General features: G+C 63.1%; 22 protein-coding genes. 8 read left to right on the forward strand and 14 right to left on the reverse strand.

The genetic code is table 11. From position 1 onward, the window contains the following. Positions 1–13: 13 nt before the first annotated feature. Positions 14–190, reverse strand: coding sequence for a hypothetical protein (locus tag AB4O25_RS09485; protein ID WP_368949282.1), 177 nt, complete (start codon positions 188–190; stop codon positions 14–16). Between the two features lie 130 nt (positions 191–320). On the opposite strand from AB4O25_RS09485, the gene AB4O25_RS09490 reads away from it, so the two are divergent. Next, complete coding sequence (locus AB4O25_RS09490) at positions 321–2084, forward strand: S8/S53 family peptidase (RefSeq protein ID WP_017527795.1); 1764 nt, start codon at positions 321–323, stop codon at positions 2082–2084. Positions 2085–2144: 60 nt separating this feature from the next. Here the strand turns inward: AB4O25_RS09490 and gbdR are convergent, their stop codons facing one another. The 6 genes from gbdR to AB4O25_RS09520 form a co-directional block, all read right to left on the reverse strand. Continuing rightward, positions 2145–3230, reverse strand: a complete 1086-nt coding sequence (gene gbdR, locus AB4O25_RS09495; protein ID WP_017527794.1) for a choline metabolism transcriptional regulator GbdR — start codon at positions 3228–3230, stop codon at positions 2145–2147. A 23-nt stretch (positions 3231–3253) separates the two neighbouring features. Then, a complete protein-coding gene (gene gabP / locus AB4O25_RS09500; RefSeq protein ID WP_217855226.1) occupies positions 3254–4660 on the reverse strand; it encodes a GABA permease in 1407 nt (468 codons plus the stop codon). 262 nt (positions 4661–4922) lie between these two features. Then, positions 4923–5822: a LysR substrate-binding domain-containing protein gene (locus AB4O25_RS09505; RefSeq protein WP_017527792.1), complete on the reverse strand. Its 900-nt coding sequence runs from the start codon at positions 5820–5822 to the stop codon at positions 4923–4925. Next, a complete protein-coding gene (locus AB4O25_RS09510) occupies positions 5822–6742 on the reverse strand; it encodes a LysR family transcriptional regulator (protein WP_065877693.1) in 921 nt (306 codons plus the stop codon). The genes AB4O25_RS09505 and AB4O25_RS09510 overlap by 1 nt, the downstream gene beginning before the upstream one ends. Before the next feature lie 25 nt (positions 6743–6767). Continuing rightward, on the reverse strand, positions 6768–7397 hold the full coding sequence (locus tag AB4O25_RS09515) for a glutathione S-transferase family protein (protein WP_017527790.1): 630 nt from the start codon (positions 7395–7397) through the stop codon (positions 6768–6770). A gap of 144 nt (positions 7398–7541) precedes the next feature. Further along, on the reverse strand, positions 7542–9587 hold the full coding sequence (locus AB4O25_RS09520; RefSeq protein ID WP_065877695.1) for a 2Fe-2S iron-sulfur cluster-binding protein: 2046 nt from the start codon (positions 9585–9587) through the stop codon (positions 7542–7544). 195 nt (positions 9588–9782) lie between these two features. Between AB4O25_RS09520 and AB4O25_RS09525 the strand changes: the two genes are divergently transcribed. Continuing rightward, complete coding sequence (locus tag AB4O25_RS09525; RefSeq protein ID WP_017527788.1) at positions 9783–10241, forward strand: VOC family protein; 459 nt, start codon at positions 9783–9785, stop codon at positions 10239–10241. A 62-nt stretch (positions 10242–10303) separates the two neighbouring features. Next, a complete protein-coding gene (locus AB4O25_RS09530; RefSeq protein WP_065877697.1) occupies positions 10304–10930 on the forward strand; it encodes a glutathione S-transferase family protein in 627 nt (208 codons plus the stop codon). Positions 10931–10954: 24 nt separating this feature from the next. Here the strand turns inward: AB4O25_RS09530 and AB4O25_RS09535 are convergent, their stop codons facing one another. Next, positions 10955–12691 carry an OPT family oligopeptide transporter gene (locus tag AB4O25_RS09535; RefSeq protein ID WP_068935567.1) on the reverse strand — a complete coding sequence of 579 codons (1737 nt, stop codon included), beginning with the start codon at positions 12689–12691 and terminating at the stop codon, positions 10955–10957. A 373-nt stretch (positions 12692–13064) separates the two neighbouring features. Between AB4O25_RS09535 and AB4O25_RS09540 the strand changes: the two genes are divergently transcribed. Further along, positions 13065–14186: a lactonase family protein gene (locus AB4O25_RS09540; protein WP_460150802.1), complete on the forward strand. Its 1122-nt coding sequence runs from the start codon at positions 13065–13067 to the stop codon at positions 14184–14186. A 65-nt stretch (positions 14187–14251) separates the two neighbouring features. Here AB4O25_RS09540 and AB4O25_RS09545 read toward each other — a convergent pair whose 3' ends face one another. Further along, positions 14252–16309, reverse strand: a complete 2058-nt coding sequence (locus AB4O25_RS09545) for a methyl-accepting chemotaxis protein (RefSeq protein ID WP_368949260.1) — start codon at positions 16307–16309, stop codon at positions 14252–14254. A gap of 351 nt (positions 16310–16660) precedes the next feature. Here AB4O25_RS09545 and AB4O25_RS09550 point away from each other — a divergent pair, with 351 nt between their 5' ends. Beyond that, positions 16661–17212: an RNA 2'-phosphotransferase gene (locus tag AB4O25_RS09550; RefSeq protein WP_026067257.1), complete on the forward strand. Its 552-nt coding sequence runs from the start codon at positions 16661–16663 to the stop codon at positions 17210–17212. Here the strand turns inward: AB4O25_RS09550 and AB4O25_RS09555 are convergent. The 3 genes from AB4O25_RS09555 to AB4O25_RS09565 form a co-directional block, all read right to left on the reverse strand. After that, positions 17191–17481, reverse strand: a complete 291-nt coding sequence (locus AB4O25_RS09555; RefSeq protein ID WP_017527782.1) for a DUF3144 domain-containing protein — start codon at positions 17479–17481, stop codon at positions 17191–17193. The genes AB4O25_RS09550 and AB4O25_RS09555 overlap by 22 nt on opposite strands. Before the next feature lie 81 nt (positions 17482–17562). Then, positions 17563–18258 (reverse strand): tRNA (adenine(22)-N(1))-methyltransferase, encoded by a 696-nt coding sequence (locus tag AB4O25_RS09560; RefSeq protein WP_065877701.1) that lies wholly within the window; start codon positions 18256–18258, stop codon positions 17563–17565. Positions 18259–18271: 13 nt separating this feature from the next. Continuing rightward, entirely contained in the window at positions 18272–18982 is a 711-nt protein-coding gene (locus AB4O25_RS09565; protein ID WP_017527780.1) for a FadR/GntR family transcriptional regulator, read from the reverse strand. Between the two features lie 339 nt (positions 18983–19321). Between AB4O25_RS09565 and AB4O25_RS09570 the strand changes: the two genes are divergently transcribed. Continuing rightward, on the forward strand, positions 19322–20683 hold the full coding sequence (locus AB4O25_RS09570) for an MFS transporter (protein WP_217855234.1): 1362 nt from the start codon (positions 19322–19324) through the stop codon (positions 20681–20683). Positions 20684–20702: 19 nt separating this feature from the next. Then, positions 20703–22028 carry a glucarate dehydratase gene (gene gudD, locus AB4O25_RS09575; RefSeq protein WP_017527778.1) on the forward strand — a complete coding sequence of 442 codons (1326 nt, stop codon included), beginning with the start codon at positions 20703–20705 and terminating at the stop codon, positions 22026–22028. Here the strand turns inward: gudD and AB4O25_RS09580 are convergent, their stop codons facing one another. Both AB4O25_RS09580 and AB4O25_RS09585 read right to left on the reverse strand, forming a co-directional pair. Next, the gene (locus AB4O25_RS09580; protein ID WP_368949261.1) at positions 22029–23156 is read right to left on the reverse strand and encodes a mechanosensitive ion channel family protein; all 1128 of its coding nucleotides are present in this window, start codon (positions 23154–23156) and stop codon (positions 22029–22031) included. A 194-nt stretch (positions 23157–23350) separates the two neighbouring features. Next, positions 23351–24601 (reverse strand): MFS transporter, encoded by a 1251-nt coding sequence (locus tag AB4O25_RS09585; protein WP_460150803.1) that lies wholly within the window; start codon positions 24599–24601, stop codon positions 23351–23353. 103 nt (positions 24602–24704) lie between these two features. Here AB4O25_RS09585 and AB4O25_RS09590 point away from each other — a divergent pair, with 103 nt between their 5' ends. After that, positions 24705–25673, forward strand: coding sequence for an AraC family transcriptional regulator (locus AB4O25_RS09590; RefSeq protein WP_116077689.1), 969 nt, complete (start codon positions 24705–24707; stop codon positions 25671–25673). Positions 25674–25882: the final 209 nt, after the last annotated feature.

Here is a 25882-nt window from a genome sequence, read left to right on the forward strand (position 1 = left end):
TGGCGTCAGCCCCTCAATCCGCGGCCTGTTGGAAGGCATAGCCGCTCACCGCCAGCAACACACCGGAGATGGCGTAAGTAAAGCTGATCATCACGCGGCGGCCGATCACGTCAAACAAGCGCCCCAGCAAGACTACCGCTGCGGTGTCGCGTTGGAGCGCGTGTTGCTGGGTCATGGCCACGTCCGTCATGTGCAAGTCCCTCCCCCGTTATGAGTAAGCGCCTGAAACGGGAGTTCAAATTCAATGGCGTCGGTTATGCGCTGAACGAAGCAAGCTCCGGCGTAGTCGGAACAGCAGGCCACCGGCAAGGAACCCGCTCATGCCCTTACGCTTCGCCACCCTGGCAACCCTTTTCAGCCTGGCTGCCACGGCCAGCGCAGCCCAACCACCGCTGCGCCTGGAAAACCTGCAACGCTGCGGCGACGTGTTGGAAAACCGCCAGCAGGACTGGTGCCTGACCGTTCGCGGCCTGAACGATGCCCCGCCACAGCTGAAACTGGCGGGCAAGGCCCTGCCGGCGGATGCGGTACAACGCGACGGCAACCACGTGCGCCTGCGCCTGGACAGCGCCCGCTATCAGAGCGGCCCGCTGTGGTTGGAAGACGGCCCGCGCGTCAGCAATGCCGCCTGGCTGAGCGTGCGCAACAGCCAGGTGGTAGCGGCCGGCCCCAGCGAAGTGGCGAAGAACATGGACGGCCTGACCACCTATGTGAACCTGGTCAGCGTGCTGATCGAAGAAGACCAGAACGGCCGCCAGGAAGCCGAGCGCCTGGCGCGCAAATATGGAGCGACGGTGGTCGGCAGCATCGCGCCGTTGAATGTCTTCCAGTTGCGCCTGCCGGCCACGGACCTGATGCAACGGGATGCGCTGGTGCTGCGCCTGGGCAGCGAGACCGGCGTGGATGCCGTGGTGATCGAAGAGTCCGCCGCCGAAGAAACCGAGCACGCCGCCACGCGCCGTGAAGCGCCGAAAAAACCGCCCGCCGACTCCGATGAATGGGCCGCCAACCGCTTTCTCGACGCGGTGGCCTACTATCAGCGGCGCATCCCGGGGCAGCACTCGCCGATCCTGCCAAAACCGGTGCGCGTAGGCGTGATCGAGCGCGGCGTGGACTTCGACACGGCGGATTTCGCCGACTACCTGGGTGCCTGCGCGCCCAGTCGAACCTGCGTGTACGCACGCGACACCGACGCAGCAAACGGCCACGGCACCACCGTCGCCGGCATCCTTGCGGCGCGTTGGCACAACGGCGGCAACAGCGGTTTTTTGCGTGGCCTGGACAAGGCCAGCGGTGGTTTCGACGTGATCGTCGAGCGTAATTCCGATGCCGGCATCACGGCCAACATCGCGGCATCGGTCAACCTCGTGGAAGACGGCGTACGCGTGCTCAACTGGAGTTGGGGCATCCATCGCGTCGGCACCCGGGACGTCAACGGCCAGGACGTCGACTCACTGGTGCGCTCAGGCATTGCCATGAGCGGCTACGAAGAATTGCTGGAAGAATTTTTCCTATGGCTGCGCAAGGAACATCCCGACGTGATCGTGGTGAATTCCGCCGGTAACGGCTCGGCGTTCTCCGGCACGGATGACTACCGCCTGCCCTCCTCGTTTATCACCGAGCAACTGTTGGTGGTGGGCGGCCACCAGCGCGGCGAGCAGGCCGGCCTCGCCGTGGATGACCCGGCCTATGCGGTCACGCGCAGTTCCTCGAACGTCGACATGCGCGTCGATATCACCGCCGCCGCCTGCGCCCATGCATCCACGGCCGACGCCGGCGAGGAAGGCGCCGTGCATTGCGGCACCTCCTATGCCACCCCGATGGTCGCGGGCCTGCTGGCGGCCATGCTGTCGATCAACCCGCAACTGCAACCCGAACAATTGCGCACACTCTTGCGCCGCAGCTCGATGGCGATTGGCGACAACCATGACTTTGAACGCAGCGACGCCCAGGACCTTACCGCGCCGATCCTGCCGTCGGAGCGTAGCTATCAGCTCAATGACAAGGACGTGGGGCGTTCCGCGCGGCTGGACATGCAAAAGGCACTGGACCTGGCCGTACAGAGCAGGACGCGGGTGCGTTGAACCTGAGGGCGACGGTTCTGCGTTATCAGTGGGGCTGAAAACCAGCCCCCCTGCCGAGCGTCAGCGCCGTTGAATCTGCACACTCGCAAAGGTCGGCTCATCGCGCGCCTGTTCCAGCGTGTTCTTCGGCTTTGCCGACGAGCGCGGATGCACCACCGGCCGGCTCGCCTGCGGGGGTTGCAGGCGCATGTCGCAGCGTTCGTCGCTGGGCGCTACGCCGAAGAAATCCCGATAGCACTTGGAAAAATGCGGCGTGGACACGAAGCCGCAGATCACCGCCAGTTCCACAATCGAAATAGGCGTTTGCATCAGTAACTGACGCGCACGCGTGAGGCGCAGCTTGAGGTAATAACGTGACGGCGTGCAGTACAGGTAACGCTGGAACATGCGCTCCAGTTGGCGCCGGGATACCTGCACATAAGCCGCCAGGTCATCAAGATCAAGGGGTTCTTCCAGGTTGGCTTCCATCAAGGCCACCACTTCCTGCAGTTTGGGCTGTTGCGTGCCAAGCAGGTGCTTAAGTGGCACGCGCTGGTGGTCGCGTTCGTTGCGGATGCGCTCGTACACGAACATCTGCGATATCGCCGCCGACAGCTCATGCCCGTGATCGCGGCCAATCAGGTGCAGCATCATGTCCAGCGGCGCGGTGCCGCCGGAGCTGGTGAAGCGGTTGCCGTCGAGGGTGAACACACTGGAGCTGACAGTGACCCGCGCAAAGGCTTCCTGCATCGACGCCATCAGCTCCCAATGCACGCTGCATTGGAAGCCATCGAGCAAGCCTGCCATGGCCAGTGCCCAACTGCCGGTACACACCGCGCCGAGGCGCTTGCAATGCACGCGGGCCTGGTTGCGCAGCCAGGCGATGTGCTCAGGCTTCACCGCCGTGCGAATACCCACGCCACCGCACACGATCACAGCGTCGAAGCTGTGCGGGTCCTGCGTCGAGGCATCCGGCGTGACCGGCACGCCATCGCTCGCCCACACCGGCTGGCCGTTGAAGCTGAGGGTTTGCCAGCGGTAGAGCTCTTCGCCGGCCAGTTGGTTGGCCATGCGCAGCGGCTCGACCGCCGAGGCCAGTGAAATCAGGGTGAACTGGTCCAGCAGCAAAAAGCCGATGTTCTGGCAAGCAGGCGCGTGAGGCGTCATGACCGGTACCCCCCAACGGCTGATCAGGATTGCCCCAGCGAAACCGGTTCGGCCGTCGGGCCGTGCGGACGCGCCGTGAGCAGGCCGATCAAGGAGATGACCAGCGCCAGGCCAATGGTCGACGACACTTCGGTACGGTGCTCCGGCGTGACCATCATCACCCCCAGCGCCAGGCAGATGAACACGATCACCAGGTAGGTCAGCCAGGGAAACAGCCACATGCGAAAGGTCAACTCGACGTTCTGTCGACGCAGCAACCGACGCATGCGCAGTTGGGAGATGGCAATCACCAAATACACCAGCAGCGCGATGGCGCCGGAACTGGCCAGCAGAAACTGGAACAACCCGGCCGGCATGAAGTAACTGAGCAATGTCACGCCCGCGCCGATGATGGTGCTGGCAACCACCGCGGCCCTGGGCACGCCTGCCGTCGAGGTGCGTTTGAGCGCTTGCGGTGCGTCGCCACGTTTGCCCAGGGAAAACAACATGCGCGAAGAGATGTAGATCGAGGAGTTCATGCAGCTGGCCACGGCGATCAACACCACGAGGTCGACCATGAATTTGGCATGGGGGATGTTCATCAACTCCAGCGCGCGTTGATAAGAACCGACCGACGCCAGCAGCGGGTCATTCCACGGCACCACCGAAATGACGATGGAAATCGACAACAGGTAAAAAATGCCGATGCGCCAGATCACCGAACGGGTGGCCTTGGCGATGTTCTGCGCCGGGTTACTCGACTCGGCCGCCGCGATAGTCACGGCTTCGGTGCCGATGAAACTGAACATAATGGTGATAAACGCGCCCACCACCGCCGACAGGCCGTTGGGTGCGAAACCGCCGTGTTCCTGCATCAACCGGCTGAGGCCGCTGGCCTCGCGGTCGGGAACCCAGCCCATCAACACGCTGAAACCCAGGCCGATGAACCCCATGATCGCGAGCACCTTGGCCATCGCGAACCAGAACTCGAACTCACCGTACTTGGCCACGCTGAACAGGTTGGTGATGACCAGCAGGATGATCGACAGCAAGGCGAACAGCCACGCGTCCACCTGCGGGAACCACTGGTTGAGCACATGCCCGGCCGCCAGCGCCTCGATCGGGATGACCAGCACCCAGAACCACCAATACAGCCAACCGATGGTGAACCCCGCCCAAGGGCCGATGGCCTGGTCGGCGTAGGTGGAAAACGAGCCCGTGTCCGGCCGCGCCACGGCCATTTCACCGAGCATGCGCATCACCAGCACCACCAGCAGCCCCGAGGCCAGATAGGCCAGCAACACCGCCGGCCCGGCGGCCGCAATGGCATGCCCGGAACCGACAAACAACCCGGCACCGATGATGCCGGCGATGGACAGCATGGTCACGTGGCGCGGCTTGAAGCCTTGCGCCAACTGGCCGTTGGAATCCGTGGAGTTCAGGCTATTCATTGTTCTTGTTGTGCTCTGCGACCGAATTCGCACCACCTTAAGGGGGCTCGGCAAGGCCAAAGTAGCCTGGTTGCGCCATTGTCATGCTCGATGTCGACACGCAGGCAAACCGTGGGCGTCAGCGGCAGTCGACCCAATCACAACGCAGTTCCAAATGTGGGGCTTGCTCCCGATTGCGGTGTGCCAGCCAACTTATCTGTATCTGACACTCTGCCATCGGGAGCAAGCCCCCTCCCACAGTGGATCTGCGGGCACTTGCGCCTCAGCGCAACGCCGGGTGCTCGCGCAGATGGTCGACCAGGAAATCGACCAGGCTGCGTACACGCACCGGCGCCTTGAGGCCTTCGCGGTATACCACCTGCACCGGAATCGATGCCGGCTCGCAGGCGGATAACACCCGGCGCAGGCGCCCGCTCTGCAAATAGTCGTACAGCGCATAACTCTCGCACCGCACCAGCCCGGCGCCATGGGCAGCGGCGTTGATGGCTGCCTGCACGGTGGAGCAACTGAGGTGAGGGCGCGCCTTGAGCAGGCAGGTTTCGACGCCGGCCTGGAACGGCCATTGCACCTTGTCCTGATGGGCCTGCACGGCGATCAGTCGGTGCTGCAGCAGGTCGTGTGGAACCTGGGGTTGGCCATGGGCGGCCAGATACGCCGGGCTGGCGCAGATGATCGAGCGCACCTGCCCGACCGGGCGCGCAATCAACGAGGAGTTGGGCAAATGCCCCATCACCACGGCCACATCCACGCCTTCCTCATGCAGGTTGACGAGGCGGTCATGATAATGCGCAAAGAGCCGCACCTGCGGGTACAGGTCCATGTAGCGCGTCAGCATCGGCGCCATGACATAACGACTGAACAACAACGGCAGATGCACCCGCAGGCTGCCTTGTGCCTGCACGTGCAAGCCCTTGGCAAACGCTTCGGCCTGCTCGACGTCATCCAGGATGCGCGAACAGTCAGCCATGAACGCCGCGCCCGCTTCTGTCAGCGCCACACCGCGCGTGCTGCGCACCACCAGCGGTACGCCAAGCCGCGCCTCCAGGCGGGCGATGGCGCGCACCAGTGTCGGGCCGGAGACCTCCAGCAGGCGCGCCGCCGAGGCAAGGCTGGGGCGCTGCGACAAGGCGCGAAACATCAGCATTTCATGGTAGCGGTCCATCACGCGGCGCCGGGGTGTACAGGCTTGAGCCTGAAATCCTGGCGCAGACGCTCGACCAGAAAGTCCACGCAGGTGCGCACCTTGGCCGGCACCCGTGTGGTGTTCTGGTACACCACATGAATCGGCAACGCGGCAGGCTCGAACGCTTCGAGCACCAGGCTCAGCTCGCCATCGGCCACACGTTGCGCCACTTGATAGGACAACACCCGGGTCAGCCCCCAGCCCTCACAGGCGACATGGATCGCCGCCTGGTTGGCACTCACCACCAGGCGTGGGTCCACGCGCACGCTCAAGGGGCCGGCATCACTGCGAAAGTGCCAGTCGCTCAGCAGCGTGCTGGCGCTGGACATCACCACATTGGCGCGGCTCAACTCGTGGGGATGGCTGGGCCGACCGTGACGCGCAAAATACACCGGCGCGCCGCAAACCACCTGGCGCACCTCACCGACCTTGATCGCGTGCTGCTGGCTGTCGTGCAGATGGCCGATGCGGATGGCCACATCGATGCCTTCCTCCGACAGGTTAACCAGCCGGTCGACCAGCAATGCGTTGACCTGTACGGCGGGAAACAGGTCAAGGTAATCGGCCAGCAACGGCGCGATGTAGAGTTCGCCGAACAGCACCGGCGCGGTCACTGTGAGGGCGCCGCGCGGCAAGGAGTAGCCGCCCGAGGCGGATTGCTCCGCCTCGTCCAGCTCGCTCAGGATGCGCCGGCAGTCTTCCAGGTAGCGCTGGCCCGCTTCGGTCAGGTGCAGGCTGCGCGTGGTTCGCGCCAGCAACTGCGTGCCGATGCGCGCCTCCATGGCCGCAATCGCCCGAGTCACGCTCGGCGCGGAAATGTGCAGGCGACGCGCCGCGGCGGCGAAACCCTCTTCTTCCGCGACGCTGACAAACACCTGCATTTCTTGAAAGCGATCCATGGCAAACCCGTTGTGGTGGTGTGAATCACGCCTGTTGCAGGCCTATGGCGGTACGTTGCATGCCGGCAAAACCGGGCAACGCTTCAATGCGGCCCAGCCATGCACGCACCTGCGGGTAGTCGCTCAAGTCGACATTGCCTTCCGGCGCGTGGGACACGTAAGTGTAGGCGGCGATATCGGCGATGGTTCGCGCGCTGCCGGCCAGGAAGGGGCTGTCGCCCAGTTCTTCTTCCATGACCTTGAGCAAGGCGTGGGAGCGCGCGATCGCGTCCTCGGCGTTATACGCTGCACCGAACACCGTGATCAACCGCGCCGTGGCAGGGCCCGCATGGATCTGCCCGGCCGCTACCGACAACCAACGCTGCACCCTGGCCTGCCCCAGCGCGTCGGCGGGCAACCATTGGCCATCGCCGTACTTGACGGCAAGGTAGGTGAGGATGGCATTCGAATCGGCCAACACCGTGCCGTTGTCGTCGATGACCGGCACTTGGCCAAAGCGATTGAGGGCCAGGAATTCGCGGGTCTTGTGCGCGCCGTTGGCCAGGTCCACCGAGATCAGCTCGGTGGGCAAGCCCAGCAGCGACAGCATCAACTCGACCCGGTGGGCGTGGCCGGACAGAGGGTGGCGGTACAGTTTGATCGGGTTGCGGGACATGACGTGCTCCATTTATCAAAGGTAGGGTTCAAGACGCTAGTGCGTCTGTGGGGCCATGTTCGGCCGTCGCGTTCAACAGCGGAATTACCAGGGTGTGCAATCCAGCATTTCACAAAGCGCAATGATCGGCGCCACGCCTGGGGCTTAGATGTCCAGCACCAGCGGCTCGCTGCCCTGAGCCGGCACGGCGCAGCAGATCAGCACTTCGTTGGGCGCCAAAGGCTCGGCGGGGGTGTTGAGGTAATGCACCTGGCCACGGCGCAAGGTGGATTTGCAGGTGCCGCACGAACCGCCGCGACAACTGAAGGGCGGCGTGAGGCCGCGTGCTTCGGCCAGCTCCAGCAAGGTGCCGGCGCCGGGTTCCCAGCGCGCCTCTTTAGCGGAGGTGGCAAACAGCACTTTCACCGCTTCGCTGGAGACCGGCGTTTGTGGCGCCGCGGCCACGCTCACCTCGCTGTCGCGTACCAGCGTGGATGGCCCGAAGGTTTCGGCATGAATGCGCTCGTCCGGGATACGCAGCGCGCGCAGGCCGTCGTACAGCGCCTGGGTGAAGGTGCCGGGGCCGCACAGGTAATAGTCGTAGTCATCCAACGGCAGCACCGACTTGAGCAGCGAAATGTCGATCCTGCCCACCGCGTCGTAGCCCGGCCCCGGCCCAGGCGCCTGGCTGACAACCCGCAACCAATGCAGCTTGTCCCCGGCTCGTGCCAGCAGCGCCTTCAGTTCATCGGTAAACGCCAGCTCCTGCACCGTGCGCGCACTTTGGATCAGCCAGGTCGGGCGCATGCGGTTGATGCGTTTGCCTTCGTATACCACCTCGCGCAGCATCGACAGCAACGGCGTGATCCCCACGCCGGCGCCCAGCAACACCAACGGCCGACGCTCGGCGGGCCGCACCGTGAAGTGCCCCTGGGGCGCCCGCACTTGCAGCCGGTCGCCAACCTGAAGCTGCGCATGCAAATGCGAAGACACCGCGCCGTCGCGCTTGACGCTGATGCGCAGGAAATCATCGGACGGCGCACTGGAGACGCTGTAGGTGCGAATCACCGCCGCCGCGTGGCCCGGCAATGTCACGCGCACCGGCAGATGCTGCCCCGGCGCATAGACCGGCAGCCCCGCACCGTCGTCGGCGTGCAGGTAAAACGAGCGGATGTGTACACTTTCATCAACCACCCGCGCCACCCGCAGCGCCCGCCATTGCGCGCTGAGGGCCTGGGCCTTGAACCGTTCGGCGGCCTGCGACCAATTGCCGGTCATCAGTGAGCTGGGAGACACCCCTTCGGCCTGGTCTTCCCAGCGCAACCCGAGCGCGGCCTTGCGGTAGACGCTGCGTTGCGGGGTAAACCGCCACAGCCGCTCGGCGCCCTGGAACGCGGCGATTTCGGGGTCATCCAACAGCACTTGGGCGCTGCCGCTCATTTGCAACAGGTCACCGCTGGCAAAATCGACAAAAACCAGGCCCGCACGCGGGTTCAGCAGAATATTGCCCAGGGTGTTGAAGAACAGGTTGCCGGAGAAATCCGGCACGGTCAGGCTGCCGTCCGCCTCCACGCGCACGAAGCCGGGCAGCCCGCCGCGATGGGACGCATCGACCTGCATCTGGCCGTCGCGGATCACGTAAGTGGCCACATAGAACGAGTCCGCCGTGGTCACCAGGCGCCGGATCAACGGGTCGTTGGCGGGCAACTCGACCACAGGGCCAGGCTGTTCGTCGACCACGCGGTACTGGCGCAGGTTGATATAACGCGGGCAGTTGCCATAGGCCTGGGTGACTTCGATCTCAACGCCCTGCTTGAGTTGGCGACGCACAATGCCGTTCATGCGGTTGCGGCGTCGGGTATGCAACTCGATGCCCAGCATGCCGATCGCACGCCCCTCGCCCAAGCCCTCCTGGGCCGGGTCCTGGGGTTGCGGCGCCAGCGTAATCCGCAGGGTTTGCGGGGTGGGCGACTGCATGAAGCCCGGCTGCCCGCTGCGCAGGGTCGCCCACACATCGCCCTGGCGGTCCACGCTGCCCAGCACCACAAAGGGCAGTTGCGCATAGAACTCGCGGTGCTGGTCTGGCATCCAGTCGCGTGCCATTTGCCGCTGGCCCACGCCGGCCATCATGTCTACCGCGCCCACGCTGCGCTGCAAGGCCAGTTCGCCCGCGTGCCACGGTGAGGCCGGCGGTGTCGAGATCTCATCCATTGGTGCTCTCCTCGATCGCGCCTTGGGTTAAGCAAGCACAGCGCGCGGTTGGATTTTTGCGCTATCGGCTGCTGGGCGGAACCTGCACGAATGGCAATTGAGTGTTTCAGTGCCTGAAAGGATGCCGTCGAGATGGATATCCCTGTGATACCTATCGTGGTTACGATGGTCGTCGATTCGCAAAGGAGGCACCCCATGGATCTGAAATTCAGTCACGTCGACGTACTGGTCGCCAACCTTGAAGACGCCTGCGCCTACTACGCGCAAACCCTCAAGGCGCGTATTTCCAGGACTTTCATCTGGGACCGGGGCGGCCTGCATGTGCGTTATGCCGTGGCGCTGATGGGCCAGGAGCGCTTCATGCTGGTTCAGCCGATCGCGGGCAACCTGCGGGAATTGTTGGACGCCCATGGCGAAGGCATGATCTATCGTCATTGCTACTCGACGCCGGACATTGAGGTTGCTTACGACGAACTGGTGGCCTCGGGCGTGCAACCCGAAGATGAAAATGGCCAGCCATTGGCGAAGCAAAACCTGCAAACGCCGGCCGGCGGGCGCATTATCTGGCTGCCCAAGCGCTTTGGGCATTTCTCTATCGAGATCCTCGAAGAGAAGGGCCTGGACGCGTTCATCGAGGCGGCGTTCGCCGATTGAGGGCACTCTGCGCCCGCACAGTAGTCTGTTCCTACACCTACCCCTCAGCCGCCGGAGTTTCCATGATCATTGTTCACCACCTCAACAACTCACGTTCGCAGCGCATCCTGTGGCTGCTCGAAGAGCTCGGCCTGCCCTACGAGATCAAGCGCTACCAACGCGACCCGAAGACCAACCTCGCGCCGCCTGAACTCAAGGCGATCAATGCGCTGGGCAAGTCGCCGGTGATCGAAGACGCTGGCAAGGTGGTGATCGAGTCCGGCGCCATCGTCGACTACCTGATCCGCCGCCATGGCGCAGGCCGCCTGCAACCGGACCCGGCGGGCGCGCGCTACGATCAGTACGTGCAGTGGCTGCACTTCGCCGAAGGCTCGGCCATGCTGCCGTTGATGCTCAACCTGTACGTGGGGCGGTTGGGCGATGCCGGTGCGCCGTTGCACCCGCGGATTGAATCGGAAGTGGCCAACTACCTCGGTTATCTCAACGACGCGCTGGCAACGACGCCGTACCTTTTGGGCGATGAGCTGAGCGGCGCGGATATCCAGATGAGCTTTATCGGCGAAATCGCCAAGGCGCAGGGCAAGTTGCAGGCATACCCGCACTTGGCGGCGTGGGTGCAACGGTTTCAGGCACGGCCGGCGTATCGCCAGGCGCTGGAACAGGGTGGCGAGTATGCGTTTGCCAAGTAGATAACAGGCGCTCAATGGTGGCTGCTATCCGAGCATCTGCCATAACGACGCCCCTACCCCGGTAATGCTCTCCCCGGCAATCAATCCCGCCGCCGCGGTAATCGCGAAACGCTCGGTGAGGCTCGGCCAGCGGCAGCTCACCAGCCAGGTCAGTATCGCGCCCAGCGCCATCATCAGCGATACCGAGGCCGGCAACACAAAGGCCAGCCCCAGTGCGGCGGCACTGGGCAGGTAACGGGAGCGATGCGCGGGCAACAGGCTGTCAAGCCCCCCCAACAACACGCCCATCACAGCGCCAATGGCAATCGCCCAACGGATACTCAGCGACAACGAATCCAGCCCATGGGTGAGGGTTTGCGCCACGGCTTTCCAGGTCGCCACTGCCGGGGCCGGCCATTCCTCGGTGAGCAACATGGACTGCGGATCGGGAATCAGCGCCAGGTAGGCGCACACGCCGACGATGCTGCCGATGAAAATCCCCAGGATCTGCGCGATCACCTGCTTGTGCGGCGTGGCGCCAATCGCCTTGCCTACCTTGAAGTCGTTCATCAGGTCGGTGCACTGTCCGGCCGAGCCGCCGGCGGTGTTGGCGCTCATCAGGTTGATCGGCACCTGGCCGGGCGCGACGATGCCGAAACTCAGTTGGGACAATTGCCCGATGGCGCCAATCGGCGGAATGCCGGTGGCTCCCACTACACGGGCGGCCACGGCGGCCAGGCAAATCGCCAAGGGGATGGTCAATAACGCCATCCACAGGTTGATGCCGAACAACAGCGCCTGCAGGCTCACCACGAATGCAATCGACAACACGAAGCCTGCGGCAGGCCCAGGTTTTGGCAGAGTCCAGATGGCGCCACCGCCGGCCTTGATGGAGGAGCGCAACGCCCACAGACGGATCGTCAACGAGGCCAACGTGGAGCACACCATCAGGCTCACGCCCGGCCACAGCAGCCATTCCACCAAAGCGGCGAACTGCGGGCCGCTGCTGTCGGCCGGCAACGTCACCAAACCTTGCGCCAGCAGCCACGGGCCCAGGCCGCCCCAGGCGAGCAACGCGCCAAGCAGCAGCGTGAGACCGACGCGGATGCCGATGATGCCGCCAAACCCCAGCAACAGCAGCGAAGGGTCGGCGGTAAAGGTCAGGCGTTCCAGATGGGCCGTCGGTGACCAACGCGGGAAGGTCCACATAAAGGTGTCTACCCACTTCACCATGCCGGACAACAACGCCGCGCTGAGCAACACCTTAAGGCGTGTCGCAGCTTCGCGGCCGTGGTTATAGATATGCAGCAGGGTTTCCAGGGTGGCCATGCCTTCGGGGAATTTCAGCGCCTTGTCATTGAGGAGCGACGGCCGCAGGTACCAGGCGATCCAAATACCCAGGAAACTCACCGAAAACACCCAGGCAATCATCGGCAGCGCGTCCAGTTGGTTACCGGTCAGCAGGGTGTAGGCCGGGATCGGCGCGACCAACCCGCCGGAGATGATCGAAGCGGCGGCCGAAGCGACCGTCTGGTTGATATTGCTTTCATGCAGCGTCCACGGCAGTTGCCCGGACGAACGCTTGGCCACGCCCTGGAAAATCGCATAACCCACCAACAGAGCAATGATGGACATGTTGAACGACCAGCCGATCTTCAGGCCGGCGTACACGTTGGAAGGGGTGAGCAGGATGCCGAGCAGCGTCCCCATGATGACAGCGCGCAGGCTGAGTTCGCGTTCGACGGGGGGGTGCTGGGCAAAGGCTGGCGAGGCTGAAAGCATGCGGATTCCTTTCGGCGATCAAACGGAGCGACCTGACAAGTGAGCCCCTTGGAGCGCGAAAGGTTCCTGAGCCAGCCGCTGACGCACCCGCGTTTGTGGGCAGATCCGTTAAGCGCAGATCCCTGTGGGAGGAGGCTTGCTCACAGGGGATCTTCATTGCTTTGAACATTGCGTTCGCTTAACTGATCGGCACTTTGGGGCGAATAGGCCGTATGGGCCAGGGGATCGGCTCGCCGCCAAACCGTCGGCCCAGGACCAGGTTGGTGCGAGGCGCCAAGATGAAGAAGTCAGTGCGCCGACCAAACACCCATTGCCGAGACTCCCGCAGAGTCATACGATGACTGACCACAATCAAAACAATAAAGGTCCGCTCGTGAATAAACCTCTCATTCTGGCCGCCGCCATTGCCTGCGGCCTCGTCGCACACGCCAACGCCACCACCTTTGCCTACATCTCCAGCCCCGGCGATGGCTTGATTTCTCAATATCGCCTCGATGAAAGCAACGGTGCACTGAGCCTAGTCGAGCAAGTAACGGCGGGCGATCAGGTCAACCCGATGGCCCTGAGCCCGGACGGCAAGACCTTGTTTGCCGCGCTGCGGGTCAAGCCGTTTCAGGTGCAGGCGTTCAGCATTGACCCGGCCAACGGGCATTTGACGCCAACGTCCAAGGCGCCGCTGGCCGACAGCATGGCCTACCTGGCCACCGACCGCGCCGGGCGTTATCTGCTCGCGGCCTCCTACGGTGCCGACCTGCTCAGCGTGCAGCCCGTCGACAAGGCCGAGCCGATCCTCACCTACAAAACCGGCCTGCACGCGCACTCGTTGCGTACCGACCCGAGCAATCGCTTCGCGTACGCCGGCAACCTGGGCACCGACCATGTGCTGCAATACCGCTTCGACGCCAACACCGGCGCACTCACGCCGATCGGCACGGGCTTTGTCAGCGTGCCGGCCAATACCGGCCCTCGGCACCTGGCGTTCTCGGCCAACGGTCAATACCTGTATGTGGTCGGCGAAATGAGCGGTACCGTGACCGCGTTTGCCATCGACCACAACACCGGCGCGCTGACCCAGGTCGGCGTGGCCAACGGCATCCCCGCACGCTTGAAACTGGCCCACGGCGAAGTGCGCGATGCGCGCAACAATGACCTCAAAGACGACCCGACACCGCGCATCTGGGCCGCCGACCTGCGTCTGTCGCCGGATGGCAAGCTGCTGCTGATGAGCGAGCGCACCAGCAGTTCGGTATCGGCGTTTGCGCTGGACACAGCCACGGGCGGCCTGCGCTTTCTCGACAACTACCCGGTGCAAGAAAAGCAGCCGCGTAATATCGCGTTTTCGCCCAATGGCCGATGGTTGCTGGTGACGGGCGAGAAAAGCGACACGGTCGGGGCGTATGCGGTCAGCGCCAACGGGGCATTGAAGCGGGTGGGAGAAGCGGCGTCGGGCAAGGGGGCGTTGTGGATTGAGGTGTTGCACACCCAAGCGAAGTAACCCTCAGCACCCTTCGGGAACGATGCAGGTGGTGAGCGGGCTTGCCCCGCTCACCACAACGCCGCTCAGCCCAAACGAAACCGCGCCGTGTTGTCACTCAACGCCTGGCTGCCCCTGCTCAAGGTGTCGGCCGCGCGGTTGACTGCGCGGGCGCCGTCCAATAAGCGCCCTGCGGCCTGATCGACTTGCTGGATATTGCCGCTCACTTCGTCCGCCGTCGCCGCTTGTTCTTCCACGGCCGTGGCGATTTGCGCCAGGGTGTCGGTGACGTTCTGCACCGCGCCGGCAATCTCGCCCAAGCGCGCGCCCAGGCCGGTGACGGACTCGGCATCGGTGAGTGCTTGCTCGCACGCGGCGCCCATCAAGGTGACCGCCTGGCTGACGGTCGCGCGCAGGCTGTCGACGGTGCCGGCGATCTGCGCCGTGGAAGCCTGGGTGCGTTGCGACAGGCTGCGCACTTCATCGGCCACCACCGCAAACCCCCTGCCCTGCTCACCGGCACGCGCCGCCTCGATGGCCGCGTTGAGTGCCAGCAGGTTGGTCTGTTCGGCAATGCCGCGAATGGTGTCGACCACCGATTGAATCTGCTGCCCCTGCTGGCTCACCTGCTGCAACGCATCGGCGGTGTCGGTAAGGCGTTGGTTGAGCTGCTGGATGCTCGCGGTGGTGCGCTGGCTGTCACGGCTGCTGTCTTCGGCAATGCGCCGGGTCTGCTGGGCGCTGCCCGAGGCTTGCTCGCAGCTTCTGGCGACGCCCATGGAGGTGGCGGCCAACTGCGTGGCGGCAGCGGCAATCTGGCTGATCTGGTGTTGCTGGTCTTCGACTTCAGTGAGGGTGCTGCCCGATTGCGAATTGAGGGTGAGCACCGCTGAGCCCAGTTGCTGGGTTTCGTGATTGACCCCCAGCAGGCTGGTGCGCAGCTGCATCACCGCCACGTTCAGTGCCGTGCTGATAGCCGCCAGTTCGTCACGCCCTTCCACCGCCACTTCCACGCACAGGTTACCGTCGCGCAGGGACTCGGCCAGGGTGGTGATGCCACTGGCGCTGCGGCGGATGGAAGCTTGCAGGCACACGAACAGGTACAGCGCCGCCAGGGCCAGCAGGCCGAACGTCAGCGCCAGGGGAATGAAGCGTTGGTTGGCGTGGCTGTGGTAGTAGCTCAAGCGCGCATCCAGCGAGGTGAGCGACTGCACACGCAGCGCGCCAAGCGAGGCGAGCGTGGTGTCGACACTGCGCTCAAAGCTGGTGGTGTCAAGCTTGATACTGCCGCCGAACACGCCGTCATCGAGCACTTTGAGTTCGTTATCCAGCAACTGCAGGCTGTTGTCGTACTGCGCGGTCCAGGGTTGCATGCCGTCGAATTGCTTGGCTTTGAGCGCAGTCGCAGCCTTGTCCAACTGGTCGCGCGCGTCGCCGATGCGGCTGCGCAGGTCGCGCATCTGCAAACGGCTTTGCAGGGTGAATTGCCCGGACGCGATGGACGATTGACCGACACTGGCCATGCGACCGATGCGCTCGATCAGGTCCGGCGTCTGCTGCGTGCCCATCTGCATCAGCATGTAGGTTTCCAGCCAGGGGTCGAGGATCAGGCCGGCGTCCAGGGTGATCTGCTCACGCAGGGTTTGCATCGCGCTCAGGGCCGAGGTGAAACGGTCGTAGCCGTCCGGCCACCAGCCCACGGTGCGCAGGGACGCGGAGTCCATGCCCTTGACCGTGGCCTGCAACGCGTCGAAGCGCGCCAGGATATCGGCCCCGGCGTTCTGGGTTTTGAGGGTATCGCCCAAGGTTTGCAGGCTTTGCTGGATCAGTGGGAAATTCGCATCGACCTTGTCCATCGCCGCCTTCGCCGCCGGCGTCGGGGCGTGCAGGATGTCTGCTGCTTTCCAGCGCGCGGCCAGGTTGCGCTGGGCGGTCAATTGGCCGTCCAGTGTGTCCAGGGCCAACAGTTGGCGGACGCCGGACTGTTCGTTGGAAATCACGCTTAATTTTTCACGATAGTCCTGCCCGATCATCCACAGGCTACCGGCCAGGGGCAGCATGAACAGGAAAAACAGAATCTGGAATTTACGTGCGAAACCGAGACGTCCGAGCAGGCGGATACCGGGTGATAACAAGCTGTGCATGTCCGACCACTCCCAAAAACAACCCACGCGAATAAACGGCGGGCCAAGCCTTGAAATGACTAACGGCAAAATGCCATGTCATTGATTAGCTTGGCACTAGCAAGATACGAGCCGCCGGCACGCAGCCCCGAAACAGCGCGCTCGGTGTGCTTATGGTGCCGGTGGCGTGCACGAAAATGGGGCAAAAGCACTCAGTGTCGGCCAGGGTGTTGTAACCGGCGGAGACGACTACCTGAGATGCGCTCCAAAACATCTTCAATTACAGGCATCCTATCGGCCGCGAACCGAACAAACTTGAAGGGCTGAATGCGTCTGACGGCAATCAAGCTCACCTCGGAAAAGGAAATCCTCTTGAATAAGAAACAACGCGACGATATCAGCAGATTCCTCAGCTACGTACTGCGCCATGCCCCGGAGTCATTGAGTATTGCACTGGACAGCGACGGCTGGACCGATATTGACGAACTGATCACAAAAGCCAACCGGCACGGGCATAACGTTGACCGCCAGGCCTTGCTCGATGTCGTTGAGACCAACGATAAAAAGCGCTTCACACTCTCCGACGATGGCTACCGCATCCGCGCCGCCCAAGGCCATAGCACTGAACACGTGCAGGTGCAGCACATCGAAAAGGAACCGCCGGCCGTGCTCTACCACGGTACCGCCAGCCGCTTCATGGCCTCCATCGACATTCAAGGACTGATTCCGGGCAGCCGGCACCATGTGCACCTCACAGAGAACCCTGAGACCGCGATGGCCGTCGGCAAGCGCTATGGGCAACCGGTGCTGCTCAGCATTGATACGCACGCGATGAGAAAGGCAGGCATGCGGTTCTTCCAGGCGGACAACGGCGTATGGCTGGTGGACGCAGTACCGGCGCCCTATTTGACTTGCATGTACTGAGTAAAATTATTGATGTGATCGTCCAGATTGTCTTCAAGCATCATCCGGTACTGCTCACAGAAATACTTCAGCATCGCCTCGCGCTCCTCGGCCATGTGCGCGCCGGATTTAAAATTACGCGCACACGCCCAGGCATTGAACCGGGTGGTGCCGAACATCATTGAGGCGCTGACCTGACCGAGGTCTTCGAAGGTTTTGAGCTGCTCGTTCGACAGTTCGATATGTGCGTCTGCGCGGTCGTAGAAGGCTTGGTCGGTGGCGTCGGCCATGGCGGGCGTCCTGGGTGAGCGAATGAGGCGGTTATTGGAGCATATCCGGCGCCATGGATGCGGATCCGGCGACAACAGCGATCAACCCAGCAATTGAATCATCCACTGAATCTGCCGGGCTATCTCTTGGCGCTTAGCCTCGGGCAGCGTCTGCCGTGCCTGTTCGAAGCCGGCCAGGGTCTTGTGCTTGAGGCGCAGCGCGCGTTGCCACTTGGCCAGGAAGACCGGCGTACGCGCCTGCATGTGCAGCGGGCCGAAGTACAATTCTTCAGCGCTGTACACCACCGGCTCCGAGCGCTCGGCGACGATGATTTCGTAGTAGAAGCGGTTTTCGTGCAGCAACTCTTCACTGACGATGCGGTAGCCGTTGTGCATCAACCACACGCGCAGCGGTTGCTCGCCGCCGTTGGGTTGCAGGACCAGCCGCTCATGACCGCTCAAATGGGCCTTGCCGGCTTCGAGGATGTCGCGGATCGTTTCGCCGCCCATGCCGCACAGGCTGACGGCGGTGATACGGTCGTCGGGTTCGATGGCCGACAAACCATCGGCCAAGCGCACGCGGATGCGCTGCTCCAGGCCGTTGTCACACACGGTACGCTTGGCCGCTTGAAAAGGCGTGGCGGCCACCTCCCCCGCCACGGCCGCCTCGATCACGCCACGGCGCAACAATGCCACCGGCAGGTAGGCGTGGTCCGAGCCGATATCGGCCAGGCGTGCGCCGTGCGGTATATGCGCCGCCACGCGCTCCAGGCGCTGGGACAATGTCTGTTCGTTCAACCTTGAGTCCTTGTCATTCGCCGGAAAACCGATCCCGGCTGTTGGTCAGGTGCAGCACCATGGCGGCCCGCGCCGCGTCCGGGTCCTGGCGTTTGATCGCATTAAAAATCGCCTCATGCTCAAGGTTCGCCAATTGCCCGAGCTTGGCAAAATCGGCGCCGCCGCGCTCGGCGCCCTTGACCTGAGTGCGGGGAATCATCGCATTGCCCAGGTGCGACATGATTTCGCTGAAGAACGTATTGCCGGTGGCCTCGGCGATCAGTTGGTGAAAGCGCTTGTCCTCTTCCACACAGCTGTCGTGGTTGGCCAGGCAGGCCTGGTAGTCATCCAGCGCCTGGCGCATATCGGCCAGTTGCACCTCGCTTCTGCGCAGCGCGGCCAGCGCTACCGCTTGTACTTCCAGACCCAGGCGCAGTTCCAGCATGTTACGCACGCTGGCCACCGTATCCACATGCAGGCGCAAGCCCTGCTGGGCGTTTTGCTCCAGCACGAAGGTGCCGATGCCATGCCGCGTCTCCACCAGCCCCGAGGCCTGCAACTTGGAAAGCGCCTCGCGCACCACCGTACGGCTGACGCCGTGCTCACGCACGATGGTGGATTCGGAAGGCAGTTTTTCACCGGGTTTCAATTGCCCGAGCTGGATGCGCTGGGTCAGGGCATCGACCACGCCTTGGGCCAGGTTGTTAGAGCGTCTACGCAGGGGCGCTGGGCTTTCAATGGGCATTGCGGGAGGTCCACGAGGTTGGGCTGGGCGGAGCTTAACATCCTGCTGGAGGGACATTGCTGAGCGCGTGAGAAAACCATCATCTTGTATGACAACCAATCTGTAGCGTTTAACAACTGACGCTATCGAGCGGGCATTTTCAAACAGAGGAATTCAACGCAAGCGCTCACAAAACCCCAATAAATACGGACTAATAACTAAACCAAGCAGCCCCCTGGTCACCTTATAAACACAAAAAACACCCCGCCATGGATTGCGAACCCCAGAAATGCACTTGTATGATGTCTATCAACAACGCATACAAACCCGCATAAAAATAATCAGGGGGAGTTTTCCATTGTGACTCGTTCAAGCCATGCATCCGTTGCACCCACCCGCGATCCCGTCCTCACGCGCGCCGTGAGCAAAGTGAAGCGCCATGTGCTTCCACTGTTCGTGATCATGTTCATCCTCAACTACATCGACCGGGTCAATATCGGCTTCGTGCGCACGCACATGGAGCATGACCTGGGCATCGGCGCCGCGGCCTATGGCTTTGGCGCCGGGTTGTTCTTCATTGGCTACGCCCTGTTCGAAGTACCGTCCAACATGCTGCTGCAAAAGGTCGGCGCGCGCATCTGGCTGACCCGCATCATGTTCACCTGGGGCATCGTCGCGACGATGATGGCGTTCATCCAGAACGAAACCCACTTCTACATCCTGCGTTTTCTGCTGGGCGTGGCCGAGGCCGGTTTTTTCCCTGGGGTGATCTACTACTTCACGCGCTGGTTGCCGGGCGTGGAGCGCGGTAAAGCCATCGCGATTTTCCTCAGCGGCTCGGCGGTGGCGTCGTTGATCTCGGGCCCTCTGTCGGGGGTGCTGTTGCAGATCGAAGGCTTTGGTTTTCATGGCTGGCAATGGATGTTCGCCATCGAAGGCCTGGCCTCGGTGGTGATCGGGTTCTTTGTGTGGTTCTGGCTCGACTCCAAGCCCCACGATGCCAAATGGATGAGCCGTGAAGAGCAGGACGCACTGGTCGGCGCCATCGACGCCGAACAACGCCAGCGTGAAGCGCTGACCAGCGTCAAACCCACCCTCGGCAAGCTGCTCAAGGACCGCCAGATCCTGCTGTTTTGCGCGTTGTACTTCTGCATCCAACTGACGATTTACGCGGCGACATTCTGGCTGCCGAGCATCATCAAAAAGATGGGCGACTTGAGTGACGTGCAGGTGGGCTTCTTCAACTCGATCCCCTGGCTGATCTCGATCATCGCCATGTACGCCTTCGCGTCGCTGTCGGGCAAGTTCAAGTTCCAGCAGGCCTGGGTCGCGGCGGCACTGTTGATTGCCGCGGCAGGCATGTTCATGTCTACCACCGGTGGGCCGATTTTCGCCTTCGTGGCGATCTGCTTTGCGGCCATCGGTTTCAAGTCGGCGTCATCGCTGTTCTGGCCGATCCCCCAGGGTTACCTGGATGTGCGCATCGCGGCGGCGGTGATCGCGCTGATCAACTCCATCGGCAACCTCGGCGGCTTCGTTGCGCCGACCACCTTCGGCTTCCTGGAACAGACCACCGGTTCGATCCAAGGCGGCCTCTACGGCCTGGCCGGCACCTCGGTGCTGGCGGCGATCCTGGTGTTCTTCGCCAAGACCGCGCCCTCTGCCGTATTGACCCCGACAAGCGTGGCGCCCAACAGCGCCGCCGTCAGCAAACCTCTTTGAACCTTTCAGGACACTTGCCATGAATACTCCAGTCGTCACGCACTTGCAGGTTATCCCCGTCGCCGGCCACGACAGCATGCTGCTTAACCTCAGCGGCGCCCACGGGCCTTTTTTCACACGCAATATCGTCATCCTCAAGGACAGCTGCGGCAACACCGGCGTGGGTGAAGTGCCCGGTGGCGAACGCATCCGCGAAACCCTGGAAGACGCACGCAGCCTGGTGATCGGCCAACCGATCGGCCAGTACCAGCGCGTGCTGAATCAAATGCGCAGCACCTTTGCCTCGCGGGACTCGGCCGGGCGCGGCCTGCAAACCTTTGACCTGCGCATCACCATCCACGCGGTCACCGCCATGGAGGCCGCGCTGCTCGACCTGCTGGGGCAGTTTCTCGACGTGCCGGTGGCCGCCCTGCTCGGCGAAGGCCAGCAGCGCGATGCGGTGAAAATGCTCGGTTACCTGTTCTACGTCGGCGACCGCAACGCCACCGACCTGGCTTACCGTAACGAAGCGGACGCCGACGACGATTGGTTGCGCCTGCGCCATGAAACCGCGCTCACCCCCGAAGCGGTTGTGCGCCTGGCCGAAGCCGCCAAAGCCCGGTACGGCTTCAACGACTTCAAGCTCAAGGGCGGCGTATTGAGCGGCGACGCGGAAATCGAAGCGGTCACCGCCCTGGCCGAGCGTTTCCCCGATGCACGTATCACCCTCGACCCGAACGGCGCCTGGTCTCTGAAAGAAGCCATTCGCCTGTGCCGCGACCAGCACCACGTGCTCGCCTACGCCGAAGACCCATGCGGTGCCGAAAACGGTTACTCGGGCCGCGAAGTGATGGCTGAGTTCCGTCGCGCCACGGGCCTCAAGACCGCCACCAACATGATCGCCACCGACTGGCGCGAAATGGGCCATGCGATCCAGCTGCAATCGGTGGACATTCCGCTGGCCGACCCGCACTTCTGGACCTTGCAAGGCTCGGTGCGCGTGGCGCAGATGTGCCATGAATGGGGCCTGACCTGGGGCTCGCACTCCAACAACCACTTCGATATTTCCCTGGCCATGTTCACCCAGGTGGCTGCCGCCGCGCCGGGCGACATCACCGCCATCGACACTCACTGGATCTGGCAGGACGGCCAGCGCCTGACCCGTGAACCCCTGAAAATCGAAGGCGGCTATGTGAAAGTACCGGCCAAGCCTGGCCTGGGCGTGGACATCGACATGGACGCCGTGGCCAAGGCCCATGAGCTGTACCAAGGCATGGGCCTCGGCGCGCGGGATGACAGCGTGGCGATGCAGTTTTTGATACCGGGTTGGCGCTATAACAACAAGCAGCCTTGCCTGGTGCGCTGATCAAGCATGCTCGGCGCGCGCCGGAGACGGCGTGCGCGAAGGCCGTGCGGCAGCGTCGGGCATTGAAGCGACGTGCACGGTGCGCGCCGGGAAAGCAAAGCAAGCGCCAAGCTCAGCGACCGCCTTCATGATGCTCAGGTTGATCCGCTGCTGCACGTCCATATAAACGTTATAGCTCGCGTCCAGGACGATATAGACCGTCTCGAACTCGAGCGCGCTCTCGCCAAAATTCCTGAAATGGCAGCGATCGAACCTGGCCAATTCTTCACGCTTGATGATCTCCTGCACCCGTTGCGTGACTTGGCGGACCTGTTCGGTGGAGCAGTCATAGGTCAGGCGAAACTCGAACACAATGCGGCGTTCCTGCAGCCGCTTGTAGTTCTGGATGGTGCTGCTGATCATGTCGGCGTTGGCCATGACAATCTGCTCGCCACCCAGGCTTCGGATGCGCGTGGTCTTCAGGCCCACATGCTCAACCGTACCGGCCAGCGTGCCCACTACGATGAAATCGCCGACTTCAAAGGGCTTGTCGACGGCAATGGACAGCGAGGCGAACACATCGCCCAGGATGTTCTGCACCGCCAGCGCCACCGCGATACCGCCCACGCCGAGGCTGGCGACAAACGCGGTGATGTTGACGCCCAGGTTCGACAGCATCGCGAGCAGAATCACTGCCCATAACAACACCCTCCCCCCCCACAAACTCAAGGTTGCCAGGGCGCTGGCCTGAAACACCCCGTTGGCGCTGTGGCGAGAGAAATAACGGTGCAGCCCCAGCGCCAGGGCACGGTTGGCCCACAGGCCGATCTGCAACGCCGCCACCACAAACCACAGGCTGCTGACCCGACCGAGCCAGCGCTGCGGCAAATCCAGCAAACCGACCCCGACCAGAATCGAGGCCAACAGCAACAACGTGGTGCTGGTCGCCGACAGCACTTGGCTGGCGATCAAACTGAGATGACCATTACCGGCGCTCGCCCTGGCCTGGACCTTGCGAAACACGAAGCGGATGGCGGTTCTCGCCAGCCAGTAACTGAGCGCTGCGGCGCACACGGCAAGCGCCCAACTGGCCAATGAAATGCCCAGGATCGTGTAGGTGCTGAAAAAGTCTGCGAATTCCTCGGTCATTCAAACCCCCTTTGAAGCCTGCGACGGCGCATGCGCCTCAGCGCATGGCCGACTGCAGCCCGGTAAACGCCGCTTGCTCTGGCGGTGCCGTCAAACAGCCTGTTTGGGTTAGGCGCCGTGGGTATGCGGCTGTTCAATCTAATCAAAGGCTGGGGCGATAACTGACCGCGCCGTGTTGCTGGGCAAGCTGGCAATCAAAGGTGCGGCGCCGGCGTGGTCCGGGCAGCGCCGTGGGCAGAAGGAACGCGCACACGCCATGCAATCAGCGACGCGGCCAGCAGCATCAGCACGGCCGCCGCTAGGAATACACCGGCGCTGCCACCGAGGCTGAACATTGCCCCGCCAGCGGCTGCGCCCGTTGCGATGGCCGACTGCACAGACGCCACCACCATGCCCCCGGCGCTTTCCGCCTGATCCGGGACCGCGCTGGCGACCCAGTTCGACCACGCCACCGGCACACCCCCAAAGGCCAGGCCCCACACCGCCAGCAGCACCGCCTGCCCCGGCACCGAGGCCGGCAGCAGCACCAATGCCAGCGCTGCAACGCCTACCAACGCGGGCATCAACACCAGGGTGCCCAGCGGATGACGGGGCAGCAGCCACCCGGCCACCAGCGTGCCGACAAAATTCGCCACACCAAAACCCAACAGCATCAGCGACAGCCCTTGCGGGCCGATGCCGGTGGTGCCTTCGAGAAATGGCCGAATATAGGTGAACATCGCGAAGTGGCCGCTGTGCACCAGCACACAGCCGAACATGCCCATGGCGATGCCCGGACGCAGCAACACCTCAAGCACGGTGCGCAGGCGTGCCGGCCGGCGCGGCGCAAGGCGCGGCAGGGTGAACGACTGGAAAGCCAGGGTCACCACGCCCACCGCCGCCGCGGCGAAGAACGCGCTGCGCCAGCCATAAAGCCCTCCCAGATAGCTGCCCAGCGGGACCGCAACCACCGTCCCTATGGCAATCCCGCTAAAAATGATCGAAAGCGCTCGGGGCAACAAAGCCCCCGGTACCAAGCGCATCGCCACCGCCGCCGCCATGCTCCAGAACCCACCAAGGGCGATGCCCAACAAGATACGCATCAACAGCAGCACTGCGAAACTGGAGGAAATAGCGACCAGCAGGTTGGACGCGATCATCAACGTAGAAAACCCCAGCAGCACCCAGCGACGATCGATACTGCGGGTCAGGCCGGGCACCAGAAGGCCGGCGAACAGCGCCACCACGGCGGTCACCGTCACCGCCTGGCCAGCCAGCGCTTCAGACACTCCCAGCTCGCCCGCCATCGGCGTCAGCAGGCTGGCCGGAAGGTACTCGGCGGTCAGCAAGCCGAACACGCCCATTGCCAGCGAAAATACGGCCATCCACGCCGGGGTTGCAGGTTCCACATCCGGCCCGGCATCAAGACGGCGGTCGGCTACGGCATTGCATACAAGGTCAGTCATTTGCACAGATCTCCCAATCTTCATGGCGTCCCGCAGTCTAGGCACCTGAAACCGGATGATCTATGATCCAAAACCTCAATTTATTGACTGAAACACCTGAGCCATGTCTACAGATCAATTTGCCCTGTCCTCGGACCTCATCAATGAGCTGTTGCGCGGCATGCGCCTGCGCGGCGTCGAGTACCGCCGTATCCAAACGGGCCCCACCTTCGGCTTGGGCTTCGCCGCCAGACCTGGGCATGCCTGGTTCCACTTCCTGGCGGTCGGCAACGCAGTGCTGCGGATGGAAGACGGCACCCCCTATGCGCTGTCCGCCGGCAACGCCGTGTTCATCTCCCATGGCGCGGCCCATCAACTGCTCTCCCACATGGACGTGCCTGTTCAGGACATCGACCTGCTGGATCGCGAGCCCCTCGGAGACACCGTCAGCGCGGTGGACACCGGAACCAACGCCGGCCCCACACCGACCGCGATTGTGTTCAGTGGCTGCATGGAGTTCGAATTGGGCAGTATTCATGGCCTGGGCAAGCTGATGCCGGGCCTGATGCTGATCGACGCCGGCGGCCAACGTTACCCCGGACTTGTGCCTATCCTCACCACCATGGAGCGCGAGGTCAGCGCCGCACGCGTCGGCTTCGCCGGCATCCTCGCACGACTGGCCGACGTGGTCGCCGCCATGGTCGTTCGCGGTTGGGTCGAGTGTGCGTGCGGCAATGCCTCCGGCCTGGTTGCCGCCTTGCGCGATCCACGGCTGGCGGGTGCGCTTCTGGCGCTCCATCAGCAACCGGGCCGCGACTGGACCGTCGGCCAGTTGGCCGAGCAATGCAATACCTCTCGCTCGGTCTTCGCGGACCGTTTCCAGATGACTATCGGCATGACCCCACTGCGCTACGTCACCGAAGTGCGGATGCGCCTTGCCAGCCAGTGGCTGACGCTCGAAAGGCTGCCGATAGAAGAAGTGGCGCAGCGCTTGGGCTATACCTCCCAAGCCGCTTTCAGTCGCGCATTCAAGCGCATTACAGGCAAGACACCTGGGTTAAGCCGGAAATCGAGGCAGGTTGCTGTCTCTTGAAGGCGGGTGGAGGTGGTGGATGAGTTAGGGGGCATTGGACGGGTTTCGGCCAGAAGCGAATAGTGTTTTGAATGTGGTCTGCCCCCCCATTTTCTTGGTGAAGGCTTGGCGTCGCGGTCCATATCAAGACAAGAACCCCACCAACCCAGCCCCCCCACCTTTCTCAGTGACCTGATCATCGTGACCGCGCGAACGATGCCTGGGAATCG

Source organism: Pseudomonas sp. S3_A03 (genome assembly GCF_054668275.1).

What these genes read in the sequence shown, in the direction of transcription:
- AB4O25_RS09485 (WP_368949282.1), bottom strand. Translation starts at nt 190, where the DNA reads ATGACGGACGTGGCCATGACCCAGCAACACGCGCTCCAACGCGACACC.
- AB4O25_RS09490 (WP_017527795.1), top strand. Translation starts at nt 321, where the DNA reads ATGCCCTTACGCTTCGCCACCCTGGCAACCCTTTTCAGCCTGGCTGCC.
- gbdR (WP_017527794.1), bottom strand. Translation starts at nt 3,230, where the DNA reads ATGACGCCTCACGCGCCTGCTTGCCAGAACATCGGCTTTTTGCTGCTG.
- gabP (WP_217855226.1), bottom strand. Translation starts at nt 4,660, where the DNA reads ATGAATAGCCTGAACTCCACGGATTCCAACGGCCAGTTGGCGCAAGGC.
- AB4O25_RS09505 (WP_017527792.1), bottom strand. Translation starts at nt 5,822, where the DNA reads ATGGACCGCTACCATGAAATGCTGATGTTTCGCGCCTTGTCGCAGCGC.
- AB4O25_RS09510 (WP_065877693.1), bottom strand. Translation starts at nt 6,742, where the DNA reads ATGGATCGCTTTCAAGAAATGCAGGTGTTTGTCAGCGTCGCGGAAGAA.
- AB4O25_RS09515 (WP_017527790.1), bottom strand. Translation starts at nt 7,397, where the DNA reads ATGTCCCGCAACCCGATCAAACTGTACCGCCACCCTCTGTCCGGCCAC.
- AB4O25_RS09520 (WP_065877695.1), bottom strand. Translation starts at nt 9,587, where the DNA reads ATGGATGAGATCTCGACACCGCCGGCCTCACCGTGGCACGCGGGCGAA.
- AB4O25_RS09525 (WP_017527788.1), top strand. Translation starts at nt 9,783, where the DNA reads ATGGATCTGAAATTCAGTCACGTCGACGTACTGGTCGCCAACCTTGAA.
- AB4O25_RS09530 (WP_065877697.1), top strand. Translation starts at nt 10,304, where the DNA reads ATGATCATTGTTCACCACCTCAACAACTCACGTTCGCAGCGCATCCTG.
- AB4O25_RS09535 (WP_068935567.1), bottom strand. Translation starts at nt 12,691, where the DNA reads ATGCTTTCAGCCTCGCCAGCCTTTGCCCAGCACCCCCCCGTCGAACGC.
- AB4O25_RS09545 (WP_368949260.1), bottom strand. Translation starts at nt 16,309, where the DNA reads ATGCACAGCTTGTTATCACCCGGTATCCGCCTGCTCGGACGTCTCGGT.
- AB4O25_RS09555 (WP_017527782.1), bottom strand. Translation starts at nt 17,481, where the DNA reads ATGGCCGACGCCACCGACCAAGCCTTCTACGACCGCGCAGACGCACAT.
- AB4O25_RS09565 (WP_017527780.1), bottom strand. Translation starts at nt 18,982, where the DNA reads ATGCCCATTGAAAGCCCAGCGCCCCTGCGTAGACGCTCTAACAACCTG.
- gudD (WP_017527778.1), top strand. Translation starts at nt 20,703, where the DNA reads ATGAATACTCCAGTCGTCACGCACTTGCAGGTTATCCCCGTCGCCGGC.
- AB4O25_RS09580 (WP_368949261.1), bottom strand. Translation starts at nt 23,156, where the DNA reads ATGACCGAGGAATTCGCAGACTTTTTCAGCACCTACACGATCCTGGGC.
- AB4O25_RS09585 (WP_460150803.1), bottom strand. Translation starts at nt 24,601, where the DNA reads ATGACTGACCTTGTATGCAATGCCGTAGCCGACCGCCGTCTTGATGCC.
- AB4O25_RS09590 (WP_116077689.1), top strand. Translation starts at nt 24,705, where the DNA reads ATGTCTACAGATCAATTTGCCCTGTCCTCGGACCTCATCAATGAGCTG.